Annotated in this window: 22 protein-coding genes and 1 tRNA gene; 13 read left to right on the top strand and 10 right to left on the bottom strand. The window is 41.2% G+C overall.

The features are described from left to right. Positions 1 to 16 precede the first annotated feature (16 nt). Positions 17 to 106: transfer RNA gene (locus KP712_RS06500), tRNA-Ser, on the bottom strand. A gap of 124 nt (positions 107 to 230) precedes the next feature. On the opposite strand from KP712_RS06500, the gene dauA reads away from it, so the two are divergent. The 5 genes from dauA to dusC all read left to right on the top strand — a co-directional run bounded on the left by dauA (position 231) and on the right by dusC (position 5,305). Continuing rightward, on the top strand, positions 231 to 1,973 hold the full coding sequence (gene dauA / locus KP712_RS06505) for a C4-dicarboxylic acid transporter DauA (RefSeq protein ID WP_111407751.1): 1,743 nt from the start codon (positions 231 to 233) through the stop codon (positions 1,971 to 1,973). 70 nt (positions 1,974 to 2,043) lie between these two features. Further along, the gene (gene rph, locus KP712_RS06510) at positions 2,044 to 2,760 is read left to right on the top strand and encodes a ribonuclease PH (protein ID WP_111407750.1); all 717 of its coding nucleotides are present in this window, start codon (positions 2,044 to 2,046) and stop codon (positions 2,758 to 2,760) included. A gap of 23 nt (positions 2,761 to 2,783) precedes the next feature. Next, positions 2,784 to 3,425 (top strand): orotate phosphoribosyltransferase, encoded by a 642-nt coding sequence (gene pyrE / locus KP712_RS06515; protein WP_111407749.1) that lies wholly within the window; start codon positions 2,784 to 2,786, stop codon positions 3,423 to 3,425. A gap of 78 nt (positions 3,426 to 3,503) precedes the next feature. After that, complete coding sequence (djlA, locus tag KP712_RS06520; protein WP_111407748.1) at positions 3,504 to 4,373, top strand: co-chaperone DjlA; 870 nt, start codon at positions 3,504 to 3,506, stop codon at positions 4,371 to 4,373. After that, positions 4,373 to 5,305, top strand: coding sequence for a tRNA dihydrouridine(16) synthase DusC (dusC, locus tag KP712_RS06525; RefSeq protein ID WP_111407747.1), 933 nt, complete (start codon positions 4,373 to 4,375; stop codon positions 5,303 to 5,305). The genes djlA and dusC overlap by 1 nt, the downstream gene beginning before the upstream one ends. 39 nt (positions 5,306 to 5,344) lie before the next feature. Here the strand turns inward: dusC and rpoH are convergent, their stop codons facing one another. The 9 genes from rpoH to KP712_RS06570 form a co-directional block, all read right to left on the bottom strand. Then, entirely contained in the window at positions 5,345 to 6,190 is an 846-nt protein-coding gene (gene rpoH, locus KP712_RS06530) for an RNA polymerase sigma factor RpoH (RefSeq protein ID WP_111407746.1), read from the bottom strand. A 137-nt stretch (positions 6,191 to 6,327) separates the two neighbouring features. Next, positions 6,328 to 6,639, bottom strand: coding sequence for a DUF2322 family protein (locus KP712_RS06535; protein WP_111407745.1), 312 nt, complete (start codon positions 6,637 to 6,639; stop codon positions 6,328 to 6,330). A gap of 30 nt (positions 6,640 to 6,669) precedes the next feature. Beyond that, entirely contained in the window at positions 6,670 to 7,377 is a 708-nt protein-coding gene (locus tag KP712_RS06540; RefSeq protein ID WP_111407744.1) for an urease accessory protein UreF, read from the bottom strand. Next, positions 7,362 to 7,919, bottom strand: coding sequence for an urease accessory protein UreE (gene ureE, locus KP712_RS06545; protein WP_111407743.1), 558 nt, complete (start codon positions 7,917 to 7,919; stop codon positions 7,362 to 7,364). Before ureE ends, KP712_RS06540 begins: the two co-directional genes overlap by 16 nt. A gap of 251 nt (positions 7,920 to 8,170) precedes the next feature. Beyond that, positions 8,171 to 8,791, bottom strand: coding sequence for a glutathione S-transferase (locus KP712_RS06550; RefSeq protein WP_111407742.1), 621 nt, complete (start codon positions 8,789 to 8,791; stop codon positions 8,171 to 8,173). Positions 8,792 to 8,828: 37 nt separating this feature from the next. Continuing rightward, positions 8,829 to 10,547 (bottom strand): urease subunit alpha, encoded by a 1,719-nt coding sequence (ureC, locus tag KP712_RS06555; protein WP_111407741.1) that lies wholly within the window; start codon positions 10,545 to 10,547, stop codon positions 8,829 to 8,831. Between the two features lie 11 nt (positions 10,548 to 10,558). After that, positions 10,559 to 10,864, bottom strand: coding sequence for an urease subunit beta (gene ureB, locus KP712_RS06560; RefSeq protein WP_111407740.1), 306 nt, complete (start codon positions 10,862 to 10,864; stop codon positions 10,559 to 10,561). 22 nt (positions 10,865 to 10,886) lie between these two features. Further along, positions 10,887 to 11,189 carry an urease subunit gamma gene (gene ureA, locus KP712_RS06565; RefSeq protein ID WP_005688619.1) on the bottom strand — a complete coding sequence of 101 codons (303 nt, stop codon included), beginning with the start codon at positions 11,187 to 11,189 and terminating at the stop codon, positions 10,887 to 10,889. Positions 11,190 to 11,329: 140 nt separating this feature from the next. Then, on the bottom strand, positions 11,330 to 11,908 hold the full coding sequence (locus KP712_RS06570) for a TetR/AcrR family transcriptional regulator (protein WP_106013654.1): 579 nt from the start codon (positions 11,906 to 11,908) through the stop codon (positions 11,330 to 11,332). Positions 11,909 to 12,078: 170 nt separating this feature from the next. On the opposite strand from KP712_RS06570, the gene KP712_RS06575 reads away from it, so the two are divergent. The 8 genes from KP712_RS06575 (at position 12,079) to pepP (ending at position 22,890) form a co-directional block, all read left to right on the top strand. Continuing rightward, a complete protein-coding gene (locus KP712_RS06575) occupies positions 12,079 to 14,142 on the top strand; it encodes a TonB-dependent receptor (RefSeq protein ID WP_215770740.1) in 2,064 nt (687 codons plus the stop codon). Positions 14,143 to 14,145: 3 nt separating this feature from the next. Then, positions 14,146 to 15,870 carry an ABC transporter ATP-binding protein gene (locus KP712_RS06580; protein ID WP_111407738.1) on the top strand — a complete coding sequence of 575 codons (1,725 nt, stop codon included), beginning with the start codon at positions 14,146 to 14,148 and terminating at the stop codon, positions 15,868 to 15,870. A gap of 8 nt (positions 15,871 to 15,878) precedes the next feature. After that, positions 15,879 to 17,651: an ABC transporter ATP-binding protein gene (locus KP712_RS06585; RefSeq protein WP_111407737.1), complete on the top strand. Its 1,773-nt coding sequence runs from the start codon at positions 15,879 to 15,881 to the stop codon at positions 17,649 to 17,651. Beyond that, positions 17,608 to 18,837, top strand: a complete 1,230-nt coding sequence (locus KP712_RS06590; RefSeq protein ID WP_111407736.1) for an MFS transporter — start codon at positions 17,608 to 17,610, stop codon at positions 18,835 to 18,837. The genes KP712_RS06585 and KP712_RS06590 overlap by 44 nt, the downstream gene beginning before the upstream one ends. Positions 18,838 to 18,972: 135 nt before the next feature. Continuing rightward, entirely contained in the window at positions 18,973 to 19,263 is a 291-nt protein-coding gene (locus KP712_RS06595) for a co-chaperone GroES (RefSeq protein ID WP_005629492.1), read from the top strand. A gap of 19 nt (positions 19,264 to 19,282) precedes the next feature. After that, a complete protein-coding gene (gene groL / locus KP712_RS06600; RefSeq protein ID WP_005635749.1) occupies positions 19,283 to 20,926 on the top strand; it encodes a chaperonin GroEL in 1,644 nt (547 codons plus the stop codon). A 108-nt stretch (positions 20,927 to 21,034) separates the two neighbouring features. Continuing rightward, positions 21,035 to 21,583, top strand: a complete 549-nt coding sequence (locus KP712_RS06605; protein ID WP_048953442.1) for a YecA family protein — start codon at positions 21,035 to 21,037, stop codon at positions 21,581 to 21,583. Between the two features lie 11 nt (positions 21,584 to 21,594). Then, positions 21,595 to 22,890 (top strand): Xaa-Pro aminopeptidase, encoded by a 1,296-nt coding sequence (gene pepP, locus KP712_RS06610; RefSeq protein ID WP_048953444.1) that lies wholly within the window; start codon positions 21,595 to 21,597, stop codon positions 22,888 to 22,890. Positions 22,891 to 22,962: the final 72 nt, after the last annotated feature.

Consider the following 22,962-nt stretch of genomic DNA (forward strand, 5'->3'; position numbering starts at 1 on the left):
GGGGATTAAATTAGGATGGCGGTGAGAAAGGGATTCGAACCCTTGATGCAGTTTCCCACATACACGCTTTCCAGGCGTGCTCCTTCAACCACTCGGACATCTCACCGTAAAAGGTGCGCAAACTATAAAGATTTGCTCCAGTTTAGTCAAGTTTTTTGCGCTAGAACATAAAAAACTTTTAAAAGTTTCGCTAGAATAACCGCACTTTATTTATCGTTTGTAGTTTTTTTATGCATATTAAAGCGTTATTTTCTAAAAATGTTTTTTTAGCTGTAAAACCCTTTAGCGCGCTGAAAGATTCCTTTCGTTTAGGTTATTCGAAAAAATCTCTGATTCGCGACATTATTTCAGGGTTGACCGTTGGTGTAATTGCAATTCCGCTTTCCATGGCTTTGGCTATTGCGAGTGGTGTACCGCCGCAACATGGTCTTTACACGGCAATTATTGCGGGTATCGTTATCGCGCTGACGGGTGGTTCTCGCTTTAATATATCTGGGCCTACAGCCGCTTTTGTTGTGATTCTATACCCTGTTACTCAACAATTTGGGCTAAGTGGTCTTTTGATGGCAACGTTGCTTTCGGGGTTCATTTTAGTGTTGATGGCGTTATTTCGTCTAGGACGTTTAATTGAATATATTCCCTTGCCCGTCACCTTAGGTTTTACTTGTGGGATTGGCATTACTATTGGTACTTTGCAGATTAAGGATTTTTTGGGGCTTTCCATAGAAAAAATGCCGGCGCATTATCTCGCAAAAATCCAAATAATTTTTACCGCACTTCCTACGATAAATTGGGCCAATACAGCAGTTGGTGTGGTAACACTATTAGTCCTGACTCAATGGCATAAATTGCGTTTGGCAGTGCCAGGGCATCTACCTGCTGTGATTATTGGTACAATTTTAGCTATAGCATTACAGAATTTTGGTTTTGAGGTGGCGACGATTGGATCTGCATTCCAATATACTTTGCCTGATGGTTCCATTGGTCATGGGATTCCTAATGTATTGCCAGATTTTTCTCTGCCGTGGAATATTCCTGATGCACAAGGTCAATTAATTCATTGGGATTTTAATATCTTACAAGCGTTGTTACCCGTTGCTTTTTCAATGGCGGTATTAGGCGCAATTGAATCACTTCTTTGTGCCGTGATTTTAGATAATATGACTGATACTAAACATCACTCTAATAACGAGTTATTAGCACAAGGCTTGGGGAATATCATTTCTCCGTTTTTTGGTGGGATTACGGCAACAGCTGCGATTGCTCGTTCTGCGGCTAATGTGAAATCAGGGGCGGTATCGCCAATATCGAGTGTCGTGCACGCAATACTTGTTTTATTCGCTTTACTTTTGTTTTCGCAAGCCCTTTCTTATTTGCCTTTGTCATCTATGGCTGCTTTGTTGTTGGTGGTGGCGTGGAATATGGCAAGTGTGCACGATATTATTCACCTTGCTCGCCGTTCAGGCAAAAATGAAATGGCGGTGTTGCTGACTTGTCTTATTTTGACCGTATTATTTGATATGGTGATTGCGATTAGTGTGGGGGTGTTGCTTGCGAGTCTCTTGTTTATTCGGACGATTGCTGAGATGACAAAAGCCATTGAGCACAATGCGCCTGAAGATTTAGATAATGTTTTGGTTTACCGAATTAGCGGTCCACTTTTCTTTGCTGCTGCAGATAAATTATTTGCAGATTTGCATGATAGAACGGTTCATACCGATCATGAAATCCGACATATTGTGCTGCAATGTGATGCAGTGACAGTGCTTGATGCTGGTGGCATTCATGCGCTTACTCGATTTGTTCAACATATGTTGCCGCATCAACAACTTTACTTGTGCAATATGCAATTCCAGCCGTTGAGAATGTTAGTTAAATCTAATTCTTCGCCAGATATTCAAAAAATTAATTTTGCGGCAGATTTAAACGAAACTTTCCACAAAATTCGTGACTTTGAAAAAACTACCCAATAATGAAAACCAAAGCGTGCTAGAATAGTGCGCTTTTTTATTACATCGTTCGAAACCATATCAAGGAATAATTATGCGTCCAAATAATCGAGAAAATAATCAACCCCGCCCAATTAAAATCACTCGTAACTATACCAAGCATGCTGAAGGTTCTGTGCTTGTTGAATTTGGTGATACCAAAGTGCTTTGTACTGCAACAGTGGAAGATGCTGTTCCGCGTTTCTTAAAAGGACAGGGGCAAGGCTGGGTCACGGCTGAATATGGAATGTTACCACGCTCAACACATAGTCGCATGCAACGCGAAGCGGCTAAAGGTAAACAAGGTGGACGCACAATGGAAATTCAACGCTTAATTGCCCGCTCTTTGCGCGCGATGGTGGATCTCAAAGCACTTGGTGAACGTGCGATTACTTTAGATTGCGATGTTATTCAAGCGGATGGTGGTACTCGAACAGCTTCTATCACCGGTGCGGCTGTCGCATTATGTGATGCGATCAATGGTTTAATTGAGAATGGCACGTTAAAAACTAATCCAATTAAAGGTTTAGTTTCGGCAATTTCTGTAGGGATTGTTGATGGTCAAGCAGTTTGTGATTTGGAATACGTAGAAGATTCTGCAGCAGAAACGGATATGAATGTTGTGATGATGGAAGATGGTCGCATGATTGAGGTGCAAGGCACTGCAGAAGGAGAGCCATTTAGCCATGAAGAATTATTAACATTATTAGATTTAGCTAAACAAGGCTGTAATCAAATTTTCATCGCTCAACGCGAAGCGCTAGGCTTATAAACACAGTTTATAGGGATTAAAAAATGGAACAATATAAACGCGATTTTATCGAATTTGCTTTAAGCCGAAATGTATTGAAATTCGGAGAGTTTACTTTGAAATCGGGGCGTAAAAGTCCGTATTTCTTCAATGCGGGTTTGTTCAATACGGGGGCAGATTTAGCGCGTTTAGGCGAGTTCTATGCTGCGGCAATTCAGGCAAGTGCGGTAGATTTTGATGTTGTTTTTGGCCCGGCTTACAAAGGTATTCCAATTGGCACGTCAGTTTCGGTGGCGCTATTTAATCGTTATGGTATTGATAAACCCGTGTGTTTTAATCGCAAAGAAGTGAAAGATCACGGAGAGGGCGGCAATTTAATTGGTAGCCCATTGCAAGGAAAAATTTTGCTTGTGGATGACGTGATTACGGCGGGTACTGCGATCCGTGAATCTATGGAATTAATCAGTGCAAATAAGGCAGAGCTTGCAGCGGTATTAATCGCCTTAAACCGTAAGGAGAGAGGAAAAGGCGAGCTTTCTGCAATTCAAGAAGTTGAATGTGATTATCAATGCCAAGTGCTATCAATCATTGATTTAGATGACTTGATGCAATTTATCGAACAAGATCCTCGATACAGTAGCCATTTGCCAGAAATGCGTGCTTATCGTGCCGAATTTGGCGTATAAAACTTGAGAAATAAATTTTTGTCATCATTATAAATAACATTATAAAAATAACCGCACTTTGACTTAACAGGGGAAAGAATGGGATTTATTGGAAAAATTATAGGCGTATTTTTAGGTTGGAAAGTTGGTGGGTTTTTTGGTGCGATTGCTGGGCTCATTTTAGGCTCTATTGCAGATAAAAAATTGTATGAACTTGGTTCGGTAAGTTCCAGTTTCTTTAAAAAGAAAACAACGCGTCAAGACTTGTTTATGCAAACCACCTTTGCGGTGTTAGGGCATTTAAGTAAATCGAAAGGGCGTGTAACAGAAGAAGATATCCAATTAGCTAATCAATTAATGATTCAGCTTAAATTGGATGATGCGGGGCGCAAATTAGCGCAGGATGCGTTTCGTCGTGGTAAAGAATCTGATTTCCCGATTCGTCAAGTTATCCGTGAATTTCGCATTGGCTGTGGGCAACGTGCTGATTTATTACGAATGTTCTTACAAGTGCAAGTTCAGGCGGCTTTTGCCGATTCAGAACTTCACGAAAATGAGAAAGAAGTGCTTTATGTGATCGCTGAAGAACTGGGTCTTTCTCGTATGCAATTTGAACAGATGATAGCAATGGAAATGGCTGCTCGAGCTTTTACTCAAGGCGGTTTTTATCAGCAATATCAACAAGGTGCCTATCAAGGTGGTTACCAACAATATCAGCAACAAAATAGTGGTGGTTACCAACATGCTTCAGGTCCAACTTTAAATGATGCCTATAAAGTATTGGGTGTGACTGAGTCCGACGAGCAAAACACGGTTAAGCGTGCTTATCGTCGTTTAATGAATGAACACCATCCAGATAAACTCGTGGCGAAAGGTTTACCGCCAGAAATGATGGAAATGGCAAAAGAAAAAACTCAACAGATTCAAGCTGCTTACGATTTAATTTGTAAAGCAAAAGGCTGGAAATAGTGCGTGTTATTCTTGCGCCTATGCAAGGGGTTTTAGATCCCTTTGTACGCCAACTTCTCACCGAAGTGAATGACTATGATTTATGTATAACAGAATTTGTGCGCGTAGTTGATCAACTTCTCCCTGAAAAAGTATTTTATCGTTTATGCCCTGAATTAAAAAATCAGGGCTTTACTTCCTCTGGCACGCCTGTGCGAGTGCAGTTGCTAGGGCAGCATCCAGAATGCCTTGCTGAAAATGCGATTCGTGCGATCGAGCTTGGTTCTCATGGCATTGATTTAAATTGTGGTTGCCCCTCTAAAACTGTGAATGGCAGTAATGGTGGTGCGGCATTATTGAAACAGCCTGAATTGATTTATAGTGCCACTCAAGCCTTACGCAGAGCTGTGCCAAGTGAACTCCCCGTTAGTGTAAAAGTGCGGTTAGGCTGGGATGATATTTCTCAAGCTTTTGAAATCGCTGATGCGGTGGAGCAGGGTGGAGCAACCGAAATTACAGTTCATGGACGCACAAAAGCCGATGGTTATCGTGCTGATCGAATTAATTGGAAAAAAATTGGTGAAGTCCGAGAGCGTTTATCCATTCCTGTTATTGCTAACGGAGAAATTTGGCATTGGCGAGATGGGCAAGACTGCTTATCCCAAACAGGTTGTCAGGATTTAATGGTGGGACGAGGTGCATTGAATATTCCGAATTTAAGCCATGTTCTGAAATCAAATGCAGAAAAAATGCCTTGGTGTGAGATTCAAAAAATCTTGCAAAAATACGCGAATGTCGAAAATGAATATGACAGCGGTTTTTATCATGTGGCACGAATTAAACAGTGGTTACGTTATTTGAATAAGGAATATGATGAAGCGAACCAAGTGTTTGATAAGATTAAGACTTGCCAAACTGTTGAAGATTTGAAATTACGTTTAAATGATAAATAAAAAACCTGCTAATTAGCAGGTTTTCTTTTTCTAAGTTATTTAAAAACTCACCGCACTTTTTAATTTTTTCAGCGCATTGGTTTCTAATTGACGGATACGTTCCGCAGAGACATTATATTTCGCTGCCAAGTCGTGCAATGTAGCTTTGTTATCATCTAACCAACGAGCTTTGATAATATCCTGACTACGCGCATCTAGACTTTGTAGCGCAGCACCTAATTGCTCGGTTGCTTGGCTTTCAAAGTTTTCATCTTCAAGCTCTGCTGCGAAATTGGAACTTTTATCTTCCAAATAAAGGGCTGGAGAATAAGTCTCTGTTTCTGCATCATCAGTAGGTAAATCAAAACCTACATCTGCACCGCTCATACGCGATTCCATTTCGATCACATCTTCTTTGGAAACACCCAATTCATTTGCTACTAGATCAACTTCATTTTCATTGAACCAGCCTAAACGTTGTTTAGTTTTGCGTAGGTTGAAAAATAATTTACGTTGAGCTTTCGTGGTCGCTACTTTTACGATACGCCAGTTACGAAGAACATATTCGTGGATTTCCGCTTTAATCCAATGCACGGCGAATGACACCAAACGTACACCAACTTCAGGGTTAAAACGTTTAACAGCTTTCATTAAGCCGATATTGCCTTCTTGGATTAAGTCAGCTTGTGGCAAACCATAGCCAGAATAGCCACGCGCAACATGGATCACGAAACGAAGATGCGACAAAATGAGTTTTTTCGCAGCATCTAAATCCTCGTGATAATACAAACGTTCTGCCAATTCCTTTTCTTCCTCTGCGGTCAGCATCGGATATTCATTTGCCGCACGAATATAACCTTCGATACTGCCTTGAGGAACTAACATCATTTGTGTTTCTTTATCCATCGTTTCCCTTCTTTATTTTGGCTTTTGCCAATCAATGTACTTAGTTATAGCACAATAAGCTATTTTATTGAACCAATTTGTTAATAAGACAGGTTTTGTCAATCAAAAGTTCAATTATTCTAAATAATTCTGATTAATTAGCAAAGTGGAATCAGGGTTAAATTAAGATTTTCATCAATGACTTTAAATAGTAAATCAATGTTCGGATGCTTGCCTGGATTCGCTTTTGCATCTTCGATGTATTCTGCAAACCATTCAACGCCTTGTTGTGCGGAAGTGCGGTTTAATTTCCCGTTAAATTTTTCAGCTAATGCATTATAAAGTCGAAGCGAACCTAATTTACCTGGTATGGCTGGAATGTTGTGGATAATCGTTTTACCATCCATCACATTTAAACCGGTTAAATGATCGATTGTGGGTAAGGTTTCTAAAATTTCTTTAAAGCTCATTTTGCTTTTCCTTAATTGTTTTCAATATTATTACGACATGTAAAGTCGCGTATAAAGCACTTCGTGTTGCATAGCCCGAATATCATTCGCCAGCGTTGCCGCACCAAGCCACTCTTCGTCGGGTTCAAGGCTTAATTCTACCGCTTGTACGAGCGAGCCACGCAAGTCAAACAGAATATCTTGCCCATTCATTTGGCTGAGAGGAATCAATTTCACTCCATTAGTAATTGCCCCCACTGCGGCATTGTAATAAAAAGCGTAGAGCGTATCGGCTTTGCTTAACCCCATTGCTTGAGCAACCATTGCAAACACGATAGGGAAGTAGCCTTGCACGCGTTTTTCGACAATCGCTTGTTGGTAAGCGGTGAGCAGCGTATGTGTTTCGTAGCGAATAAAAATTTTCAGCAAGCGTACACCGAGTTTAAAGCTCCCTTCGCGGCTTTCGCGTGCCACTTTAGTGGCGGAAAGTTGCCAATCCAGCTCACACAAGCGGTCAAAATTACCTTCGTTCATTGCATCGAATGCAAGGGAAAGATATGCCCCGTCGTTGTAAATCCAGTTCTGCAACAGCTGGGTTTGCACATACTCTTCGAGAGTTGCTTTAGTCGAAACAACGCCTTGCTGGACGAAGGTTTCTAAACCGTTTGAATGGTTAAATCCTCCAATCGGCAAGGTGGGATCGACCAAGTGCAACAACGCACCTAAATCCGTTAAAGAGCGGTTTAATGTTTGTGCCAATTTCCATCTCCGTGATGATGATAGCCGTTATGATCGTGTGAATGGCTATGTGAATGCCGATGTCCTTGTGCTGAATTGGCTCGCAGGGCTTGGCTTAAACGGCGTTCTGCTTTTTTCGGTTCAAATCCTGCCGCTTGTAACCATTCAAACATCGGTTTATCGTAAGGCAACGTGACTTCATCGCCATCTAAAAAAAGCGGCGAATGTTTGTTGCCGATTTCATAACAGGCTCTCGCCATTTCAGGCAAAGTTTTCGGCGAAAGCACAATCACTTCGCTTGGCAAGATTTCGATCACAATCGCTAACTCATCGCTGATAAACACCACATCATCGTGTTTCAAGCGTTGCCCCTCTTTGAACAAACGAAACGCCACTTCACGCCCTGTGTCAGTAGTTTTACGCAAAATATTCCGTTCGCTTTCATACCACTGCAACGGCACGCGTTCAATAGTTTGATGTGTAATTTTGCCTTCAGTTTGGAGGCTAACTAAGTCGCCTAAAATAGTATCCATAATAGGCAAAATGGGGTTGAGGATTTTCATTTTTGTATTACTTATTTTCTTCGCTAATTAAGGCTGCCAAATCTCCCCTTTCCCTCTTTGCTAAAGAGGGGATTTTCCTTATAAATTGGCTATCATCTGACTAATTTATATTTACCATATCAAAATAAAACAATGATATAAAATCTCGCTCGTTTTTCCCCCTCTTTAGCAAAGAGGGAAAGGGGAGATTTGGCAGAAGAAAATACAGAGAAATTAGATTATTTAGACCAGTTTCGTGACGCAAAAAATGGTTACAAAGTAGGCGTTGTCTCGCTTAAAACCTCATATTTTTCATTCATCTCTGCCGCCCAAGCGGTTAAATTTGGAAATTCTTTTGCAAGATCTAATCCAATTTTCTCAGCTCTGAATAAGAACCAATCAATAACTGCAACAGCCGTTAACGTACCAATGTTTAATTCCATGCCAAACGGTTTCAAATCTTGCTCAAGTCTTGCAAAACTTTGACGATTGCGTTCGGTTAGTTGTTGATGGCGAGCTGTCCACCATTCACTTTCAGGGCGAAGCATTTTTTCAGCCATCATCGGCACGGTGTTTTCCATAATGCCATCAGCTAAATTATGTAAGGCGAGTACCGCCCAACGTGGCTTGCCACTTTCTGGAATGAGTTTAGGCTCTACCTTGCCTTTTTGATCAAGATATTCACAAATCAGCAAACTGCCATAAAGCCAATTACCGCAATTACGTTCTAACGCAGGCACTCTACCCAGAGGATTTGCCTGATTATGCAGAGAGCTTGCATCAAATGATGAACCAATTTTAATCAGTTCTGTTTTGTCTAAGAATTGTTGATATTTCAACGTTACCAGCACTTTACGTACATACGGGCTGGTGGTGGAGTACCAAAGTTTCATTGTAAATTCTCCTTAAAATTTGACCGCTCTTTTCTGCTTAGAACATAAAATATCGTTGTCCTAATGGCACGGTATCCACGGGTTCGCAGGTAATTAGCTCGCCATCTACACGTACTTCATAACGTTCAGGATCAACGGAAATTTCAGGTGTTACGTTATTGTGAACCAAATCTTTTTTCCCTACGCTACGGCATCCTTTCACCGCAATGGTTTCTTTGTGTAAACCGAATTTCGCACGAATATCGGCTTTTTCAGCGGCTTGTGAAACGAAAAACACTGCGGTTTGAGCCGTTGCTAAACCTTGAGCACCGTACATTGGGCGGTAGAATACGGGTTGCGGCGTTGGAATTGAGGCATTTGGGTCACCCATTTTCGCGTAACTAATAAAGCCTTTTTTAATTACGACTTCAGGTTTTACCCCAAAGAACATTGGTTTCCATAACACGATATCTGCAATTTTGCCCACTTCTAACGAACCAATATGATCCGCAATACCGTGTGCAATCGCTGGGTTGATAGTGTATTTCGCAATGTAGCGTTTAATACGGAAGTTATCGTTTCCTTCATTGCCTAACTCACCACGTTGCATTTTCATTTTATCTGCGGTTTGCCAAGTGCGAATGACGACTTCGCCAATACGTCCCATCGCTTGAGAGTCTGAACTCATAATTGAGAAAACGCCCATATCATGCAAAATATCTTCTGCTGCAATAGTTTCAGGACGGATACGGCTATCGGCAAAAGCTACGTCTTCTGGCACTCGTTTATCTAAGTGATGGCAAACCATCAACATATCTAAATGTTCATCAATGGTGTTTTTCGTAAACGGACGAGTCGGGTTGGTTGAAGCTGGCAATACGTTTGTATACATCGCCGCCTTAATGATATCTGGCGCATGACCACCACCTGCACCTTCCGTGTGGAAGGTGTGAATGACACGTCCATCAATCGCTTTCATGGTATCTTCTAAGAAGCCACTTTCATTTAGTGTATCGGTGTGAATTGCCACTTGAATATCCATTTCATCAGCCACTTTTAATGCAGAATCAATCACCGCAGGAGTTGCGCCCCAGTCTTCGTGGATTTTTAAGCCTAATGCGCCCGCTTCAATTTGTTCACGTAGCGGCTCTAAAGTTGAACAGTTTCCTTTACCAAAAAAGCCTACGTTTACAGGCAATGCTTCTGCCGCTTGGAACATACGTTCCATATACCACGCACCTGGTGTACAAGTCGTTGCGTGTGTACCATCAGCAGGGCCTGTTCCGCCACCAATTAATGTAGTAACGCCACTTTCAATCGCATGCTGTGCTTGTTGAGGGCAAATAAAGTGAATGTGCGTATCAATACCACCAGCGGTCGCAATTAAATGTGCGCCGTTATGCACTTCTGTGCTTACACCGATAATCATATTTGGCGTGACATTATCCATGGTGTCAGGGTTACCAGCTTGTCCGATGCCCACAATACGACCATTACGAATACCAATATCGGCTTTGATAATGCCTAATTTGGCATCAATGATCATCACATTGGTAATCACAAAATCCAATACATTCGGATTATCGCGAGTGGCTGTGCCGCTTTGTGCCATACCATCGCGTACGCTTTTACCGCCACCAAATTTACACTCATCACCTTTGGTTAATAAATCTTGTTCAATAGTTGCCCATAAATTGGTATCACCTAAACGGACTTTATCACCCACCGTAGGGCCATAAGTTGCTACATATTGCGCTCTTGAAATTGTTAATGCCATTCTGCCCTACCTTATAATTTGCCATCAATTTGATTATGGAAACCGTAAATAATTTGGTTACCAGCAAAAGCCACTAATTCTACTGATTTCACCTCGCCTGGTTCAAAACGCACCGCATTGCCTGAAGGTACATTTAAACGCATTCCGCGGGCCAAAGTGCGGTCAAATTTAAGAGCGTTATTAGTTTCAAAAAAATGGTAATGAGAGCCAACTTGAATTGGACGGTCGCCTGAATTGGTTACTTCAATTATCACTGTTTTTCTGCCGACATTAGCGAGAATATCGCCTTCAGCTAATTGGTATTCGCCTGGGATCATAGTATTTAAATCCTTCTATTTTTTATCTAATCGGATTATGCACGGTAACAAGCTTTGTACCATCTGGGAAAGTGGCTTCAATCTGAACTTCATGAACCATTTCGGCTACACCCTCCATGACATCATCAACGGTTAAAAGCGTTGAACCATATTGCATCACTTCCGCTACACTCATTCCGTCTCTTGCCGCCTCTTGTAAATGGCTCGCAATATAAGCAATAGTTTCTGGATAATTTAATTTAACGCCACGTGCTTTGCGTTTTGCCGCCAACTCACCGGCTAAAAAGAGCATTAGTTTCTCTTGTTCTCTAGAGGTTAAATGCATATTGCTGTCCTTTATTTCAAATTTTTGATAGGTTGTTGGATTTTACGTAAAAATAGATAAATAAGAAAAGAATTTTAATAGAAACGTAGAGTAAAGTAGCAAATAGTTTAGATATATGATGCGTAGAAATAATATTTTTATTAGGGGGCATATTGATAAGTGAGTCCATGCAAAAAAAGCTGTAATACATCTTTAAAGAGTTGTTGTTCTTTTCCTGAATAATGCTGTTGTAAGACGGAAGAATGAATCATTTCATCCATTTTTTGAATTAATACATCAATTAAAATCACAGGAAAATCATTACGTACGCTTTTACGTTGTTGTAGCGTACTAAAGAAATAGTGCATATAGTGGTATTTTTCCTGTGCCATTTGCCTAAAAAAGGCCTGTAAGGTTTCATCTTGATCATGGTTTAAGTCATGTAATACAGCAGCGGAGTATAGCGTGGCCATGGACTCTTGTTGCATCGTCAAAATCTGCTGGATCACCGTGGCTAAATCTGCCTTTGTGGCTAACAGCCTGTCAAACTCCTGACGCATATTGTTTTTTTGTTCTTCAAAAATACTTTTCACTAAATCTTGCTTGGTGGGAAAATATTTATAAAACGTCACTCGACTCACCCCTGCCACCCGACAAATTTCTGCAACAGAGGTTAATCTCCAGCCTTGTTGATAAAACAGTTCAGTGGCAACCTGTTTCAAAAAAATATCTTTTTTCATGGTTCACTCCTTAAGGCTCAATAACATAGCCGAAAGCCTTTAATTGTCAAATATTAAATTTGAGAAAAATTCTTATTTACTTTCGTATTATAATTGTGTTGGATTTACATTATTTGTTAATTAATTTAAAAAGTGTAAACCTTAAACCAAGATAAAGCCTAGGAGACCCCATGAACAAGTTATCCCCACGACTCAGCCTCATTAGCCTTTGCCTGATGAGTGCATATTCTTTTTCTACTCATGCTGAAGAAAGTAAGCAGACTACAGTACTAGATGAAATCACAGTCACTGGTGAAAAATTCGAGCGTAGTCAATCTTCTACTGGTTCAAGCACCTCCGTGGTAACCGCCGAACAACTCAAACGAGAAGCTAATTTACTGTCTGCGACCCAATTATTAAAACGCGATGTAAATATTTTAGATACCGGCTTGGGCAATGATTTACCTACAGTGCGCGGCGTTGACGGTTCCGGTCCAGCAGTAGGTGCGGTGGCATTTTTTGCCGGTTCACGTCCACGTTTAAACATGCAAATTGACGGCAGAACGTCTAGCTATAACGAACTGGCGTTCGGCACAAAATCCCTCTGGGATATGAAACAGGTAGAAATCTATCGTGGGGCGCAAAGCTATGCCCAAGGGCGTAACGCCATTGCCGGTGCGGTGGTGATGACTAGCAATGACCCAACACAAGAATGGGAAGGTGCAGCGAAATTAAACATGGGTAATCATCGATTGGCACAAACGGCGGCCCTAATTTCTGGTCCTGTCGTGAAAGACGAATTAGCGTTTCGTTTAAGCGTAGATCATCAACAGCGGGAAACTGCTGTGGATTTACCGCATTATGATCCCGTCGGAAACCCGCGTTGGTTTAAAGCCACTAACACCCGCGCAAAATTACTCTGGACGCCGTCTGCGTTGCCTGATCTCTATAGCCGTTTAACGTTCAATCATTTAAACGCGCGAGCACCACAAGGTGAAATGGAATTACAACCTAATTCTCCACGTTACACGCCGGAACGTCCGGTATTCCAAACACGCTCTGCCAGTACCATTTGGGACATTGGCTATCAACTCTCAGATCATTGGAAATGGGAAAATAAATTGGTTTACACCCACTTTATTCACGATAGAAAAACAACGTCGCCATTCAACACCGCATTGCCTCCAAATCGTCGAGGTGTTCCGGCTCACGTTGATGGCAATGAATTACAAATTGAACCCATTGTAAAATACGAAAGCGAAAAATACCGTGGTTTATTCGGTTTGTTCTATTTCAATGCGAAACAAGATGAAAGTGTTACGATGCTTAATGGACGCATTGCTCGCACGCCGATTACGACAAATTTTAATGATAAAACGAAAACCAAGGCGGCCTTTGGTGAAATTACCTTTACACCTGATATTCCGTTTGAATTGACGCTTTCTGCTCGCTATGAACAGGAACATCATCAGCGTAAAGGCAAAAGTGCGATGTTTTCCATCAACCGAGATAAAAAATACAATGTCTTCCTGCCAAAAGCAGACATTGCATGGAAAATTAACGATGCTCAACGCTTAGGCTTTAAAGTAGGCAAAGGTTATAATCCGGGCAGTGCCGGTGTGACTTTCGGTGTGCCGTACACCAGCTATGAATATGACGCGGAATATGTCTGGAACTACGAACTTTATCATCGTTGGACATCCGCAGATAAACGCCTACGCATTAACAGCAACCTATTCTATAACGACTACAAAGACATGCAGTTACCGTTCACCCTTGGTCCGAATTCCATCGTGATCCGCAATGCCGATAAAGTCATTACCTATGGTGCGGAAATTAATACCGAATGGCAAGCCACGGAGAAACTGGCACTCAACGCAGGCATCGGGATGTTAAAAACCGATATCAAACGTTATCCAAACAGCGGCATTGAAGGGAATAAACTCGCTCGTGCACCAAGTTTTAGTGGAAAAGTGGGGGCCAATTATCGTCTTCTTGACCATCTAGAAATTGGGACCAATTACAGCTACAACAGTAGTTATTATTCCACTGCCGATAACTTAGCCAATGGTAAAGTAGGGCATTATGACCAACTTGATTTTTATTTAGCGTATGACTTTAAGCATGCCAGAATCACGCTTTATGCCGACAACGTGCTTAATTCACGAAAAGATATCTTACTCGTACCGCGCTCTGGCGACATTACCCGTCAGCCGGAACGTCAAATTGGGCTTTCTACTGAGTTAAGATTTTAAGCAATGAGTCAGCAACACCAACAAATTTGCCAACCTGTTGCAGAGCAATTACGCGCCTCAATGTGGTTGGCAACCTTCGCGCAAGGATTAAAAATCGTGATTTGGCTTTTGATGATCCACATTGTGTTCACCGTCAGCCAATCTCTTACGTTTCCTTATTGGCAGATTTTCGCGCTGCTTGTCACGTCCATTTTGTATTACACCTGCAAAATTAAAGCGCACGACAAATCTCATTATGCAGCCTTTGAATTGGAAAAAATGCTACGCCAACAGCTTGCGAAAAAAATTAGTCAATTATCGTTAGGCAAAGTCAATGAAATCGGTTCAGGCGGTTTAACCAAAGTACTGTGCGATGACGTAAACGAATTGCACACCTTTGTTGCCGATGCGCCCCCCCTTAAAGCGGAGGCTTATTCCACACCAATTTTCGTGTTGGCAGCATTATTTTGGTTAAATTGGCAAATGGCATTGGCTGTGGTGATTTTCCTAGTCGTGCTATTTACGATTCTGCAACGGTTAATGCAAAAAAGTCGATTGAATTATCGTGATTACGGTGCTGCCGTGAGCAGAATTAACAGCGCGATTATTGAATATATTCAAGGCATGAGCACGATTCGTACCTTTGATGCGGGACAAAGTTCATACAGTCGTTTTAGCACCGCATTGGAAAATTTTAATCAGGTCATCTTCGCTTTTTTAGCCAAAGTAGGCGCTCCAACACGTCTTGCCCGTTCGCTCTTTACACCAATGCCGATCATGCTGTTTTTGATCGTGTTAGGCGTGTATTTACACTCGCTTGCTCTGCTTTCCACCTTTGGCTTTTTTGCCTTTTTAGTGTTAGCCGCCGGGTTAATTGAAACCATGCATCCTTACATGGGGCTGTTTCATTTGTTGGAACGTTCCCGCGCCGCAATTGAACGCATTAACGAAATAAAAACGTTGGAAAATGCCACCGCACTTTTGCCATTACAAACGCCGAAGGGGTATGCTGTTCAATTTGAACAGGTCAATTTCAGCTATGATGCCGATAAAGCAACGCTGAAAAATATCGACTTCAGCGTGCCGCAAAATAGTTTTACTGCCATTATTGGCACTTCAGGCTCCGGCAAAACTACCTTACTCAATTTGCTGTTGCGCTTTTGGGATGTCGATAGCGGAAAAATTACTTTAGGTGGTGCGAATATTCGTCATATGGAACAGGATCAACTCATGAAATATTGCTCGGTCGTATTTCAGGATAATTTCTTATTTTCTTGCTCTATTGCCGAAAACATCGCTTACGGCATAGAAAATGTGACGGAAGAAGCCATTATCAATGCCGCCAAACAAGCCCGTATTCATGACTTTATTATGGCCTTGCCAGAGCAATATCAAACGAAAGTGGGTGAACGCGGACAATTATTGTCAGGCGGACAAAAACAACGTATCAGTATAGCCCGTGCCTTTTTACAAAATCGCCCGATTTTATTGCTAGACGAACCCACGGCTTTTTCCGATGCAAAAAACGAGGCGGATTTAATGCAGGCATTTCATGCGCTGATGCAAAATAAAACGGTGATCATGGTGGCGCATCGCCTGTCTAGCATTACCCAAGCCGATCAAATTATTTATTTAGAGAACGGTAAAATCATTGCTCAAGGCAATCACCAAGCCTTGTTGCAAACCAATGTCGCCTATCAAACCCTTTGGGCGGAATATCAACAGGCAAAATCTTGGACGATACATTAGAGAATGTTATGCAATCTTACTTTAATCCCGAAACTCAACGTGTAAAAAGCCTATGGCAAACTTATCACGCCTTATTTGCCGCCGCTCAACAGCAACAAAGCGCATTCTTACGCTGTCTTGCTTTTGCAGCACTGTCTGCAACTTTATTCGGCGTGGCTATCGGCTTGCTGTATCCGCTGCTTTTGGCATTAGAACAAACTGAAGCTGGACAAAGTGCGGTCATTTTTTGGAGTATTTTGTGTGGAGTGCTTTTAATCGCCAGCCTCCTTTTCCGCATTTGGGCGGAATATTATGACACCAAAGGTGATTCATTCTTGGCGACATATCAATTAAGACGTCAACTAGGCGAAAAACTTCGTCGCGTATCTCTTGCCGTCCTCAGTGGATTTCGTGCAGGCGAACTCAGTGCCGTTGCCATCCAAAGTATTAATGAAGCCACAAATTACGCTTTCAGTTTAATCAGTATTCTAATTTACGGCATTGTAACACCGGTGTCTGCCGCCCTTTGTCTTTGTTTCTTTGATTACCGCTTTGGGCTGCTGATCTTCATTATTTTTCCGCTTATCGTGCCACTTTATTTATGGTGGAGAAAAGCTTTCCGTCGTGGATTTAGTATTTTGGCAGAAGCTAATCAGCGACTTAAAGGCGAAACCATCGAGTTTGTGCAAGGTTTGGAAATTCTGAAATCAACAGGGCAGACTGAAAACAAACAACATATTTTCAACCGTGTGATTGAAGATGTGGCCAATATTCAACGCATTGGCACAAAAAAAGGCGAACGCCCGAATTTGATTATTACCTCAAGCATTCAATTAAGTCTTATTGCGGTATTAATTGTTGGCATATTTTGGGTGATTTCTGGTAGCGCCCATTGGGTATTGTTAGCCACGGTGCTGATTTTAATTGCGCGAATTTCAGATGTATTGAACTTCTTTGTGCAAATGTCTTCGCTCTTAGAAATTTTTGTGATTAGCTGTGAAAAATTTGAAAAACTGATGGCATTGCCTGAATTGGCGGAAAATCATGGCAGCAGATTACCCACAGATTATCGCATTCGCTATGAGCATGTCCACTTTGGTTATAATGCTGAAAAAACCATCCTAAAAGACATTAATCTAGATATACAACCTAACAGCCTCAATGCTTTTGTGGGCACCAGTGGTTGTGGTAAAACAACATTACTTCGCTTGTTGTTGCGTTATGCTGATCCGCAATCAGGGCGAATTACGATCGGCGGTATCGATATTCGGGATGTTAGCCAAGAACAGCTCATGCGCTTAATTTCTGTGGTGTTTCAAGACGTGTATTTATTCCAAGACAGTGTATTAAATAACATCCGAATGGCAAAACCCAATGCCACCGATGAAGAGGTGATTCACGCCTGTAAACTTGCCCAATGCCATGATTTTATTCAGGCATTACCACAAGGCTATCAAACGCAAGTTAATGAAATTGGGAGTAACTTTTCCGGCGGTGAAAAGCAACGACTTGCTATCGCTCGAGCGATTTTAAAAGACGCGCCGATTCTCATTTTAGATGAACCGACAGCATCGTTGGATACCTGCAATGAGCTGGCAGTGCAAAAAGCGTTGGATCAGCTGGTTAAAGACAAAATCGTGTTGATAATCGCTCACCGACTTTCCACCATTGTGGGTGCGCATTGCATTTATGTGTTGGAAAACGGCAACATTGCCGAACAAGGCACGCATCAAACACTCTTAGAACAAAAAGGACGTTATGCAGCATTTTGGCAATGCCAACAAGGCAACATCACTCACTAAACAGGATTGGGCGATCCTTGCCACAACTGCCGGTTTTAAATTCTGCGTAGTAGCGTTTTATATGATTGCGCTCATCACCATGTTAAAAGAAATGGGGTTTGATCTTAAACAGCTTAGTTGGTTCTATTTGCTTGGTGGAATGGAAATGGCGAAATTCATCGTTTCGCCGTTAATTGAACGCTATCGTCTCAAACGTATCGGGCAATTTCGAGGCTGGCTATGCCTTTCCTCGCTAATCATTTTTATTGCCTTATTTATGTTGCATTTCATCCAACCGCAACAAGATTTTGCACTGCTTATGGTGGCGTGTGTGCTATTGAACCTAAGCAGTCTATTTTTTGGTTGTGCGGCGTTGGGGCTGACGTGTGCCATCCTGCCTTTTGAGCAACGTGGCTTTGGCGGCGTCATTCAAGTGATCGCAGGACGCCTGGGTAAAATGCTTGGCGGCGGTTTGGTGTTACTGATTTATCATCATTACGGCTGGCAAAGTGCGGTGGATTTAATCAGTGTTTTTGCGCTACTGTTGATTCTACAAATCAGCCTATATTCCGAACCTACAGTTGCCACTGAACCGCAAAATCCGCCATTGCGTTTTTTATTCACACGCTTTTTCCACTTTTGGCAACAACCGCACATCTCATTTCATTGGTTGATTTTATTGTTATTTGTGTTTATTCCCAGCGGCATGGTGGTCAGTAGTTTCATTCCACGTCTAAATGCATTGGGCTGGAGCAGCCAACACATTGGGTTATTACTTTCCGTATTCGAACCCCTTTGTGCTATCGCTTTTGCTCCACTCAACGGTCTATTACTCAAAAAATATTCTCGGGTTTCCGTCACCCAATGGGTATTATTTAGCCAAATTTTTGCCTTCTGCTTATTTATTTTATTTGAATATGTCGGCACGGATTTTCCTTATCTTATCACCGTACCAATCTTATTATTAAGTATGACTTACGCATTACTTGTGCCTTGCTTACTCGCCATGATTATGGACAAATCAACTAAAACATACGCTACGCTGGACAGTGCGTTACAATTTTCTATCGCGCTTTTAGGAGCCTATTTAGCTGGATTTATCTCTATCCGAATTGCAGGTACTTTTGGTTATTTAGCAGTTTATATTATTGCAACGTTTGTGGCTGCTGGAATAGCGTGTTTCTTTATATGCTCAAAAGAAAAGTAAATGTAATGATGAATAGCCCGTATTTAGATTTCAATAAGTAAGTGCAAAATTTTTTTTAATTTATCACACTTGAAAGTTAGAAATCGTTCCCTATATAAGAGATGCTTTACAAATTCTTTAAGAAGGAAATTAATCATGAATATTCGTCCTTTACACGATCGTGTAATTATTAAACGTGAAGAAGTCGAAACCCGTTCAGCTGGCGGTATCGTATTAACAGGTTCAGCAGCGACCAAATCAACCCGAGCGAAAGTATTAGCAGTGGGTAAAGGTCGTATTTTAGAAAATGGCACTGTTCAACCTTTAGATGTGAAAGTTGGCGATACCGTAATTTTCAACGACGGTTACGGCGTGAAAAGCGAAAAAATCGATGGTGAAGAAGTATTAATCATTTCTGAAAATGACATCTTAGCAATTGTAGAATAATTAGATAAGGGAAAAGAAAATGGCAGCAAAAGACGTAAAATTTGGTAATGACGCACGCGTAAAAATGCTTAAAGGCGTGAATGTATTAGCCGATGCAGTAAAAGTAACCCTTGGCCCGAAAGGTCGTAATGTAATTTTAGATAAATCATTTGGCGCACCAACTATCACTAAAGACGGTGTATCTGTTGCTCGTGAAATCGAATTAGAAGATAAATTCGAAAACATGGGTGCACAAATGGTGAAAGAAGTAGCATCTAAAGCAAATGACGCTGCAGGTGATGGTACAACCACGGCAACTGTACTTGCGCAAGCTATCGTAAATGAAGGCTTGAAAGCAGTAGCGGCAGGCATGAATCCAATGGATTTAAAACGTGGTATCGATAAAGCAGTAAGTGCGGTTGTTTCTGAGCTTAAAAATTTATCTAAACCTTGTGAAACAGCGAAAGAAATTGAACAAGTAGGTACCATTTCTGCAAACTCTGACAGCATTGTGGGTCAATTAATCTCACAAGCGATGGAAAAAGTGGGTAAAGAAGGCGTGATTACCGTTGAAGATGGTACAGGTCTTGAAGATGAATTAGATGTGGTTGAAGGGATGCAATTTGACCGTGGTTACCTTTCTCCATACTTCATCAACAAACCAGAAACAGCAACGGTTGAATTAGATAATCCATATCTTCTTCTTGTTGATAAAAAAATCTCTAATATCCGTGAATTACTTCCAGTGTTAGAAGGTGTTGCGAAAGCAGGTAAACCGTTATTAATCATCGCTGAAGATGTGGAAGGTGAAGCGCTTGCAACCTTAGTGGTGAACACTATGCGCGGTATCGTGAAAGTTGCAGCCGTGAAAGCGCCTGGTTTTGGTGATCGTCGTAAAGCGATGTTACAAGATATTGCGATCTTAACTGCGGGTACTGTGATTTCTGAAGAAATCGGTATGGAGCTTGAAAAAGCGACATTAGAAGATTTAGGTCAAGCAAAACGTGTTGTTATCAATAAAGATAACACAACCATTATTGATGGTATTGGTGATGAATCTCAAATCAAAGGTCGTGTGGCTCAAATTCGCCAACAAATTGAAGAATCAACTTCTGACTACGATAAAGAAAAACTTCAAGAACGCGTGGCTAAATTAGCTGGCGGAGTGGCAGTAATCAAAGTCGGCGCAGCAACTGAAGTTGAAATGAAAGAGAAAAAAGACCGTGTGGATGATGCATTACATGCAACTCGTGCAGCGGTTGAAGAAGGTATCGTTGCAGGTGGTGGTGTTGCATTAGTTCGCGCAGCAGCGAAAGTTGCAGCAAGTCTAAAAGGTGACAACGAAGAACAAAATGTGGGTATCAAACTTGCATTACGTGCGATGGAAGCACCTTTACGTCAAATCGTTACTAACGCAGGTGAAGAAGCATCTGTTGTGGCAAGTGCGGTTAAAAATGGCGAAGGAAACTTTGGTTATAACGCAGGTACAGAACAATACGGCGATATGATCGAAATGGGTATCTTAGATCCAACTAAAGTAACTCGTTCTGCATTGCAATTTGCGGCATCTGTAGCAGGCTTAATGATTACCACTGAATGTATGGTAACTGAGCTTCCAAAAGATGAAAAAGCTGACCTAGGCGCAGGCATGGGCGGTATGGGTGGCATGGGCGGAATGATGTAATTCGCTCATCATCAGATAAAAGTGCGGTCGTTTTTCCACAAGGAAAAGCGATCGCTTTTTTATTTACAAAGGTTTACACTAATTTCAAATTTACTCAGGAAATCTATTATGCTCATTTCTCATTCTGACCTTAACCAACAACTTAAATCTGCTGGAATCGGCTTTAATGCAACAGAACTACACGGTTTTTTAAGCGGTTTACTTTGTGGCGGATTAAAAGATCAAAGTTGGCTACCGCTCTTATATCAATTCAGCAATGATAATCACGCTTACCCAACAGCATTAGTTCAACCCGTTACAGAACTTTATGAACAAATTAGTCAAACCTTATCAGATGTTGAAGGATTTACCTTTGAACTTGGTTTAACCGAAGATGAAAATGTCTTTGCGCAAGCGGATAGCTTATCTGACTGGGCAAACCAATTCTTACTTGGTCTTGGCTTAGCTCAACCTGAATTAGCAAAAGAAAAAGGCGAGATTGGCGAAGCCGTAGATGATTTACAAGATATTTGCCAACTTGGTTATGATGAAGACGATAACGAAGAAGAACTAGTGGAAGCACTAGAAGAAATCATTGAATATGTTCGCACCATTGCTATGTTATTCTATTCTCATTTCAACGAAGGAGAAATTGAGAGCAAACCTGTATTACATTAAGGAGATCTCGAATGGAATTGGCTTATATGGCTGAATTGCCTAAAGAAGAATTTGAGGAACGTCGCACACGAGTATTCACTCAAATGCAACCTAATTCAGCATTATTGCTTTTTTCTGAAATCGAAAAACGCCGTAATAATGATTGTACCTATCCTTTCCGTCAAGATAGCTATTTTTGGTATTTAACGGGCTTTAATGAACCTAATGCAGCGTTGTTATTACTGAAAACAGAACAAGCAGAAAAAGCTATTATTTTTCTTCGTCCACGCGATCCGTTACTTGAAACGTGGAATGGTCGCCGATTAGGTGTTGAGCGAGCACCACAACAACTTAATGTAAATGAAGCCTATTCTATTGAAGAATTCGTTACCGTACTCCCCAAAATACTGAAAAATTTGACCGCACTTTACTATGTGCCAGAAATTCATACTTGGGGTGATAAATTAGTGACAGAAAGTGCGGTGAATTTTAACGAGATTTTAGATTGGCGACCAATGCTCAGCGAAATGCGCCTTATAAAATCGCCTAATGAAATCCGCTTAATGCAACAAGCAGGACAAATTACGGCACTTGGGCATATTAAAGCAATGCAAACGACACGTCCAAATCGCTTTGAATATGAAATTGAAAGCGATATTTTGCATGAATTTAATCGTCATTGCGCCAGATTTCCTTCTTACAATTCCATTGTTGCTGGGGGAAACAACGCCTGTATTTTGCACTACACAGAAAATGATCGCCCATTAAATGATGGGGATTTGGTGCTTATAGACGCCGGCTGTGAGTTTGCCATGTATGCAGGCGATATTACCCGCACTTTTCCTGTAAATGGAAAATTTAGCCAGCCTCAACGTGAAATTTACGAGTTAGTTTTAAAAGCACAAAAACGTGCGATTGAATTACTTGTACCAGGCAATTCCATTAAGCAAGCCAATGATGAAGTCATTCGTATTAAAACCCAAGGATTAGTGGATTTAGGTATCTTAAACGGTGATGTCGATACACTCATTGAACAACAAGCTTATCGCCAATTTTATATGCATGGATTAGGACACTGGCTAGGTTTAGATGTACATGATGTGGGTAGCTATGGTCAGGATAAACAGCGGATACTCGAAATCGGCATGGTGATTACCGTTGAACCTGGTATTTATATTTCAAAAGATGCTGATGTGCCAGAGCAATACAAAGGCATTGGCGTGCGTATTGAGGACAATTTACTCATGACTGAATATGGTAATAAAATCCTAACCGTAGCTGCCCCTAAAGAAATTGCAGACATTGAAAATTTAATGAATTTTGAATAAAAATGTTTAAATTGTGATCTAGTACACAGTTTTTTATTGCTCAAAATGTTAGCATTAGAACCAGTTAAAAAA

The organism is Haemophilus sp. SZY H68 (assembly GCF_018829685.1).
Classification (GTDB): domain Bacteria; phylum Pseudomonadota; class Gammaproteobacteria; order Enterobacterales; family Pasteurellaceae; genus Haemophilus; species Haemophilus haemolyticus_K.

Bases quoted from the DNA above. Each gene is read 5' to 3' on its own strand.
- KP712_RS06575 (WP_215770740.1), top strand. From the start codon at position 12,079: ATGAACAAGTTATCCCCACGACTCAGCCTCATTAGCCTTTGCCTGATG.
- ureA (WP_005688619.1), bottom strand. From the start codon at position 11,189: ATGCATTTAACCTCTAGAGAACAAGAGAAACTAATGCTCTTTTTAGCC.
- ureB (WP_111407740.1), bottom strand. From the start codon at position 10,864: ATGATCCCAGGCGAATACCAATTAGCTGAAGGCGATATTCTCGCTAAT.
- KP712_RS06585 (WP_111407737.1), top strand. From the start codon at position 15,879: ATGCAATCTTACTTTAATCCCGAAACTCAACGTGTAAAAAGCCTATGG.
- KP712_RS06550 (WP_111407742.1), bottom strand. From the start codon at position 8,791: ATGAAACTTTGGTACTCCACCACCAGCCCGTATGTACGTAAAGTGCTG.
- rph (WP_111407750.1), top strand. From the start codon at position 2,044: ATGCGTCCAAATAATCGAGAAAATAATCAACCCCGCCCAATTAAAATC.
- djlA (WP_111407748.1), top strand. From the start codon at position 3,504: ATGGGATTTATTGGAAAAATTATAGGCGTATTTTTAGGTTGGAAAGTT.
- KP712_RS06535 (WP_111407745.1), bottom strand. From the start codon at position 6,639: ATGAGCTTTAAAGAAATTTTAGAAACCTTACCCACAATCGATCATTTA.
- pepP (WP_048953444.1), top strand. From the start codon at position 21,595: ATGGAATTGGCTTATATGGCTGAATTGCCTAAAGAAGAATTTGAGGAA.
- pyrE (WP_111407749.1), top strand. From the start codon at position 2,784: ATGGAACAATATAAACGCGATTTTATCGAATTTGCTTTAAGCCGAAAT.
- dauA (WP_111407751.1), top strand. From the start codon at position 231: ATGCATATTAAAGCGTTATTTTCTAAAAATGTTTTTTTAGCTGTAAAA.
- KP712_RS06580 (WP_111407738.1), top strand. From the start codon at position 14,146: ATGAGTCAGCAACACCAACAAATTTGCCAACCTGTTGCAGAGCAATTA.
- ureE (WP_111407743.1), bottom strand. From the start codon at position 7,919: ATGAAAATCCTCAACCCCATTTTGCCTATTATGGATACTATTTTAGGC.
- KP712_RS06595 (WP_005629492.1), top strand. From the start codon at position 18,973: ATGAATATTCGTCCTTTACACGATCGTGTAATTATTAAACGTGAAGAA.
- KP712_RS06590 (WP_111407736.1), top strand. From the start codon at position 17,608: ATGCAGCATTTTGGCAATGCCAACAAGGCAACATCACTCACTAAACAG.
- rpoH (WP_111407746.1), bottom strand. From the start codon at position 6,190: ATGGATAAAGAAACACAAATGATGTTAGTTCCTCAAGGCAGTATCGAA.
- ureC (WP_111407741.1), bottom strand. From the start codon at position 10,547: ATGGCATTAACAATTTCAAGAGCGCAATATGTAGCAACTTATGGCCCT.
- groL (WP_005635749.1), top strand. From the start codon at position 19,283: ATGGCAGCAAAAGACGTAAAATTTGGTAATGACGCACGCGTAAAAATG.
- KP712_RS06605 (WP_048953442.1), top strand. From the start codon at position 21,035: ATGCTCATTTCTCATTCTGACCTTAACCAACAACTTAAATCTGCTGGA.
- KP712_RS06570 (WP_106013654.1), bottom strand. From the start codon at position 11,908: ATGAAAAAAGATATTTTTTTGAAACAGGTTGCCACTGAACTGTTTTAT.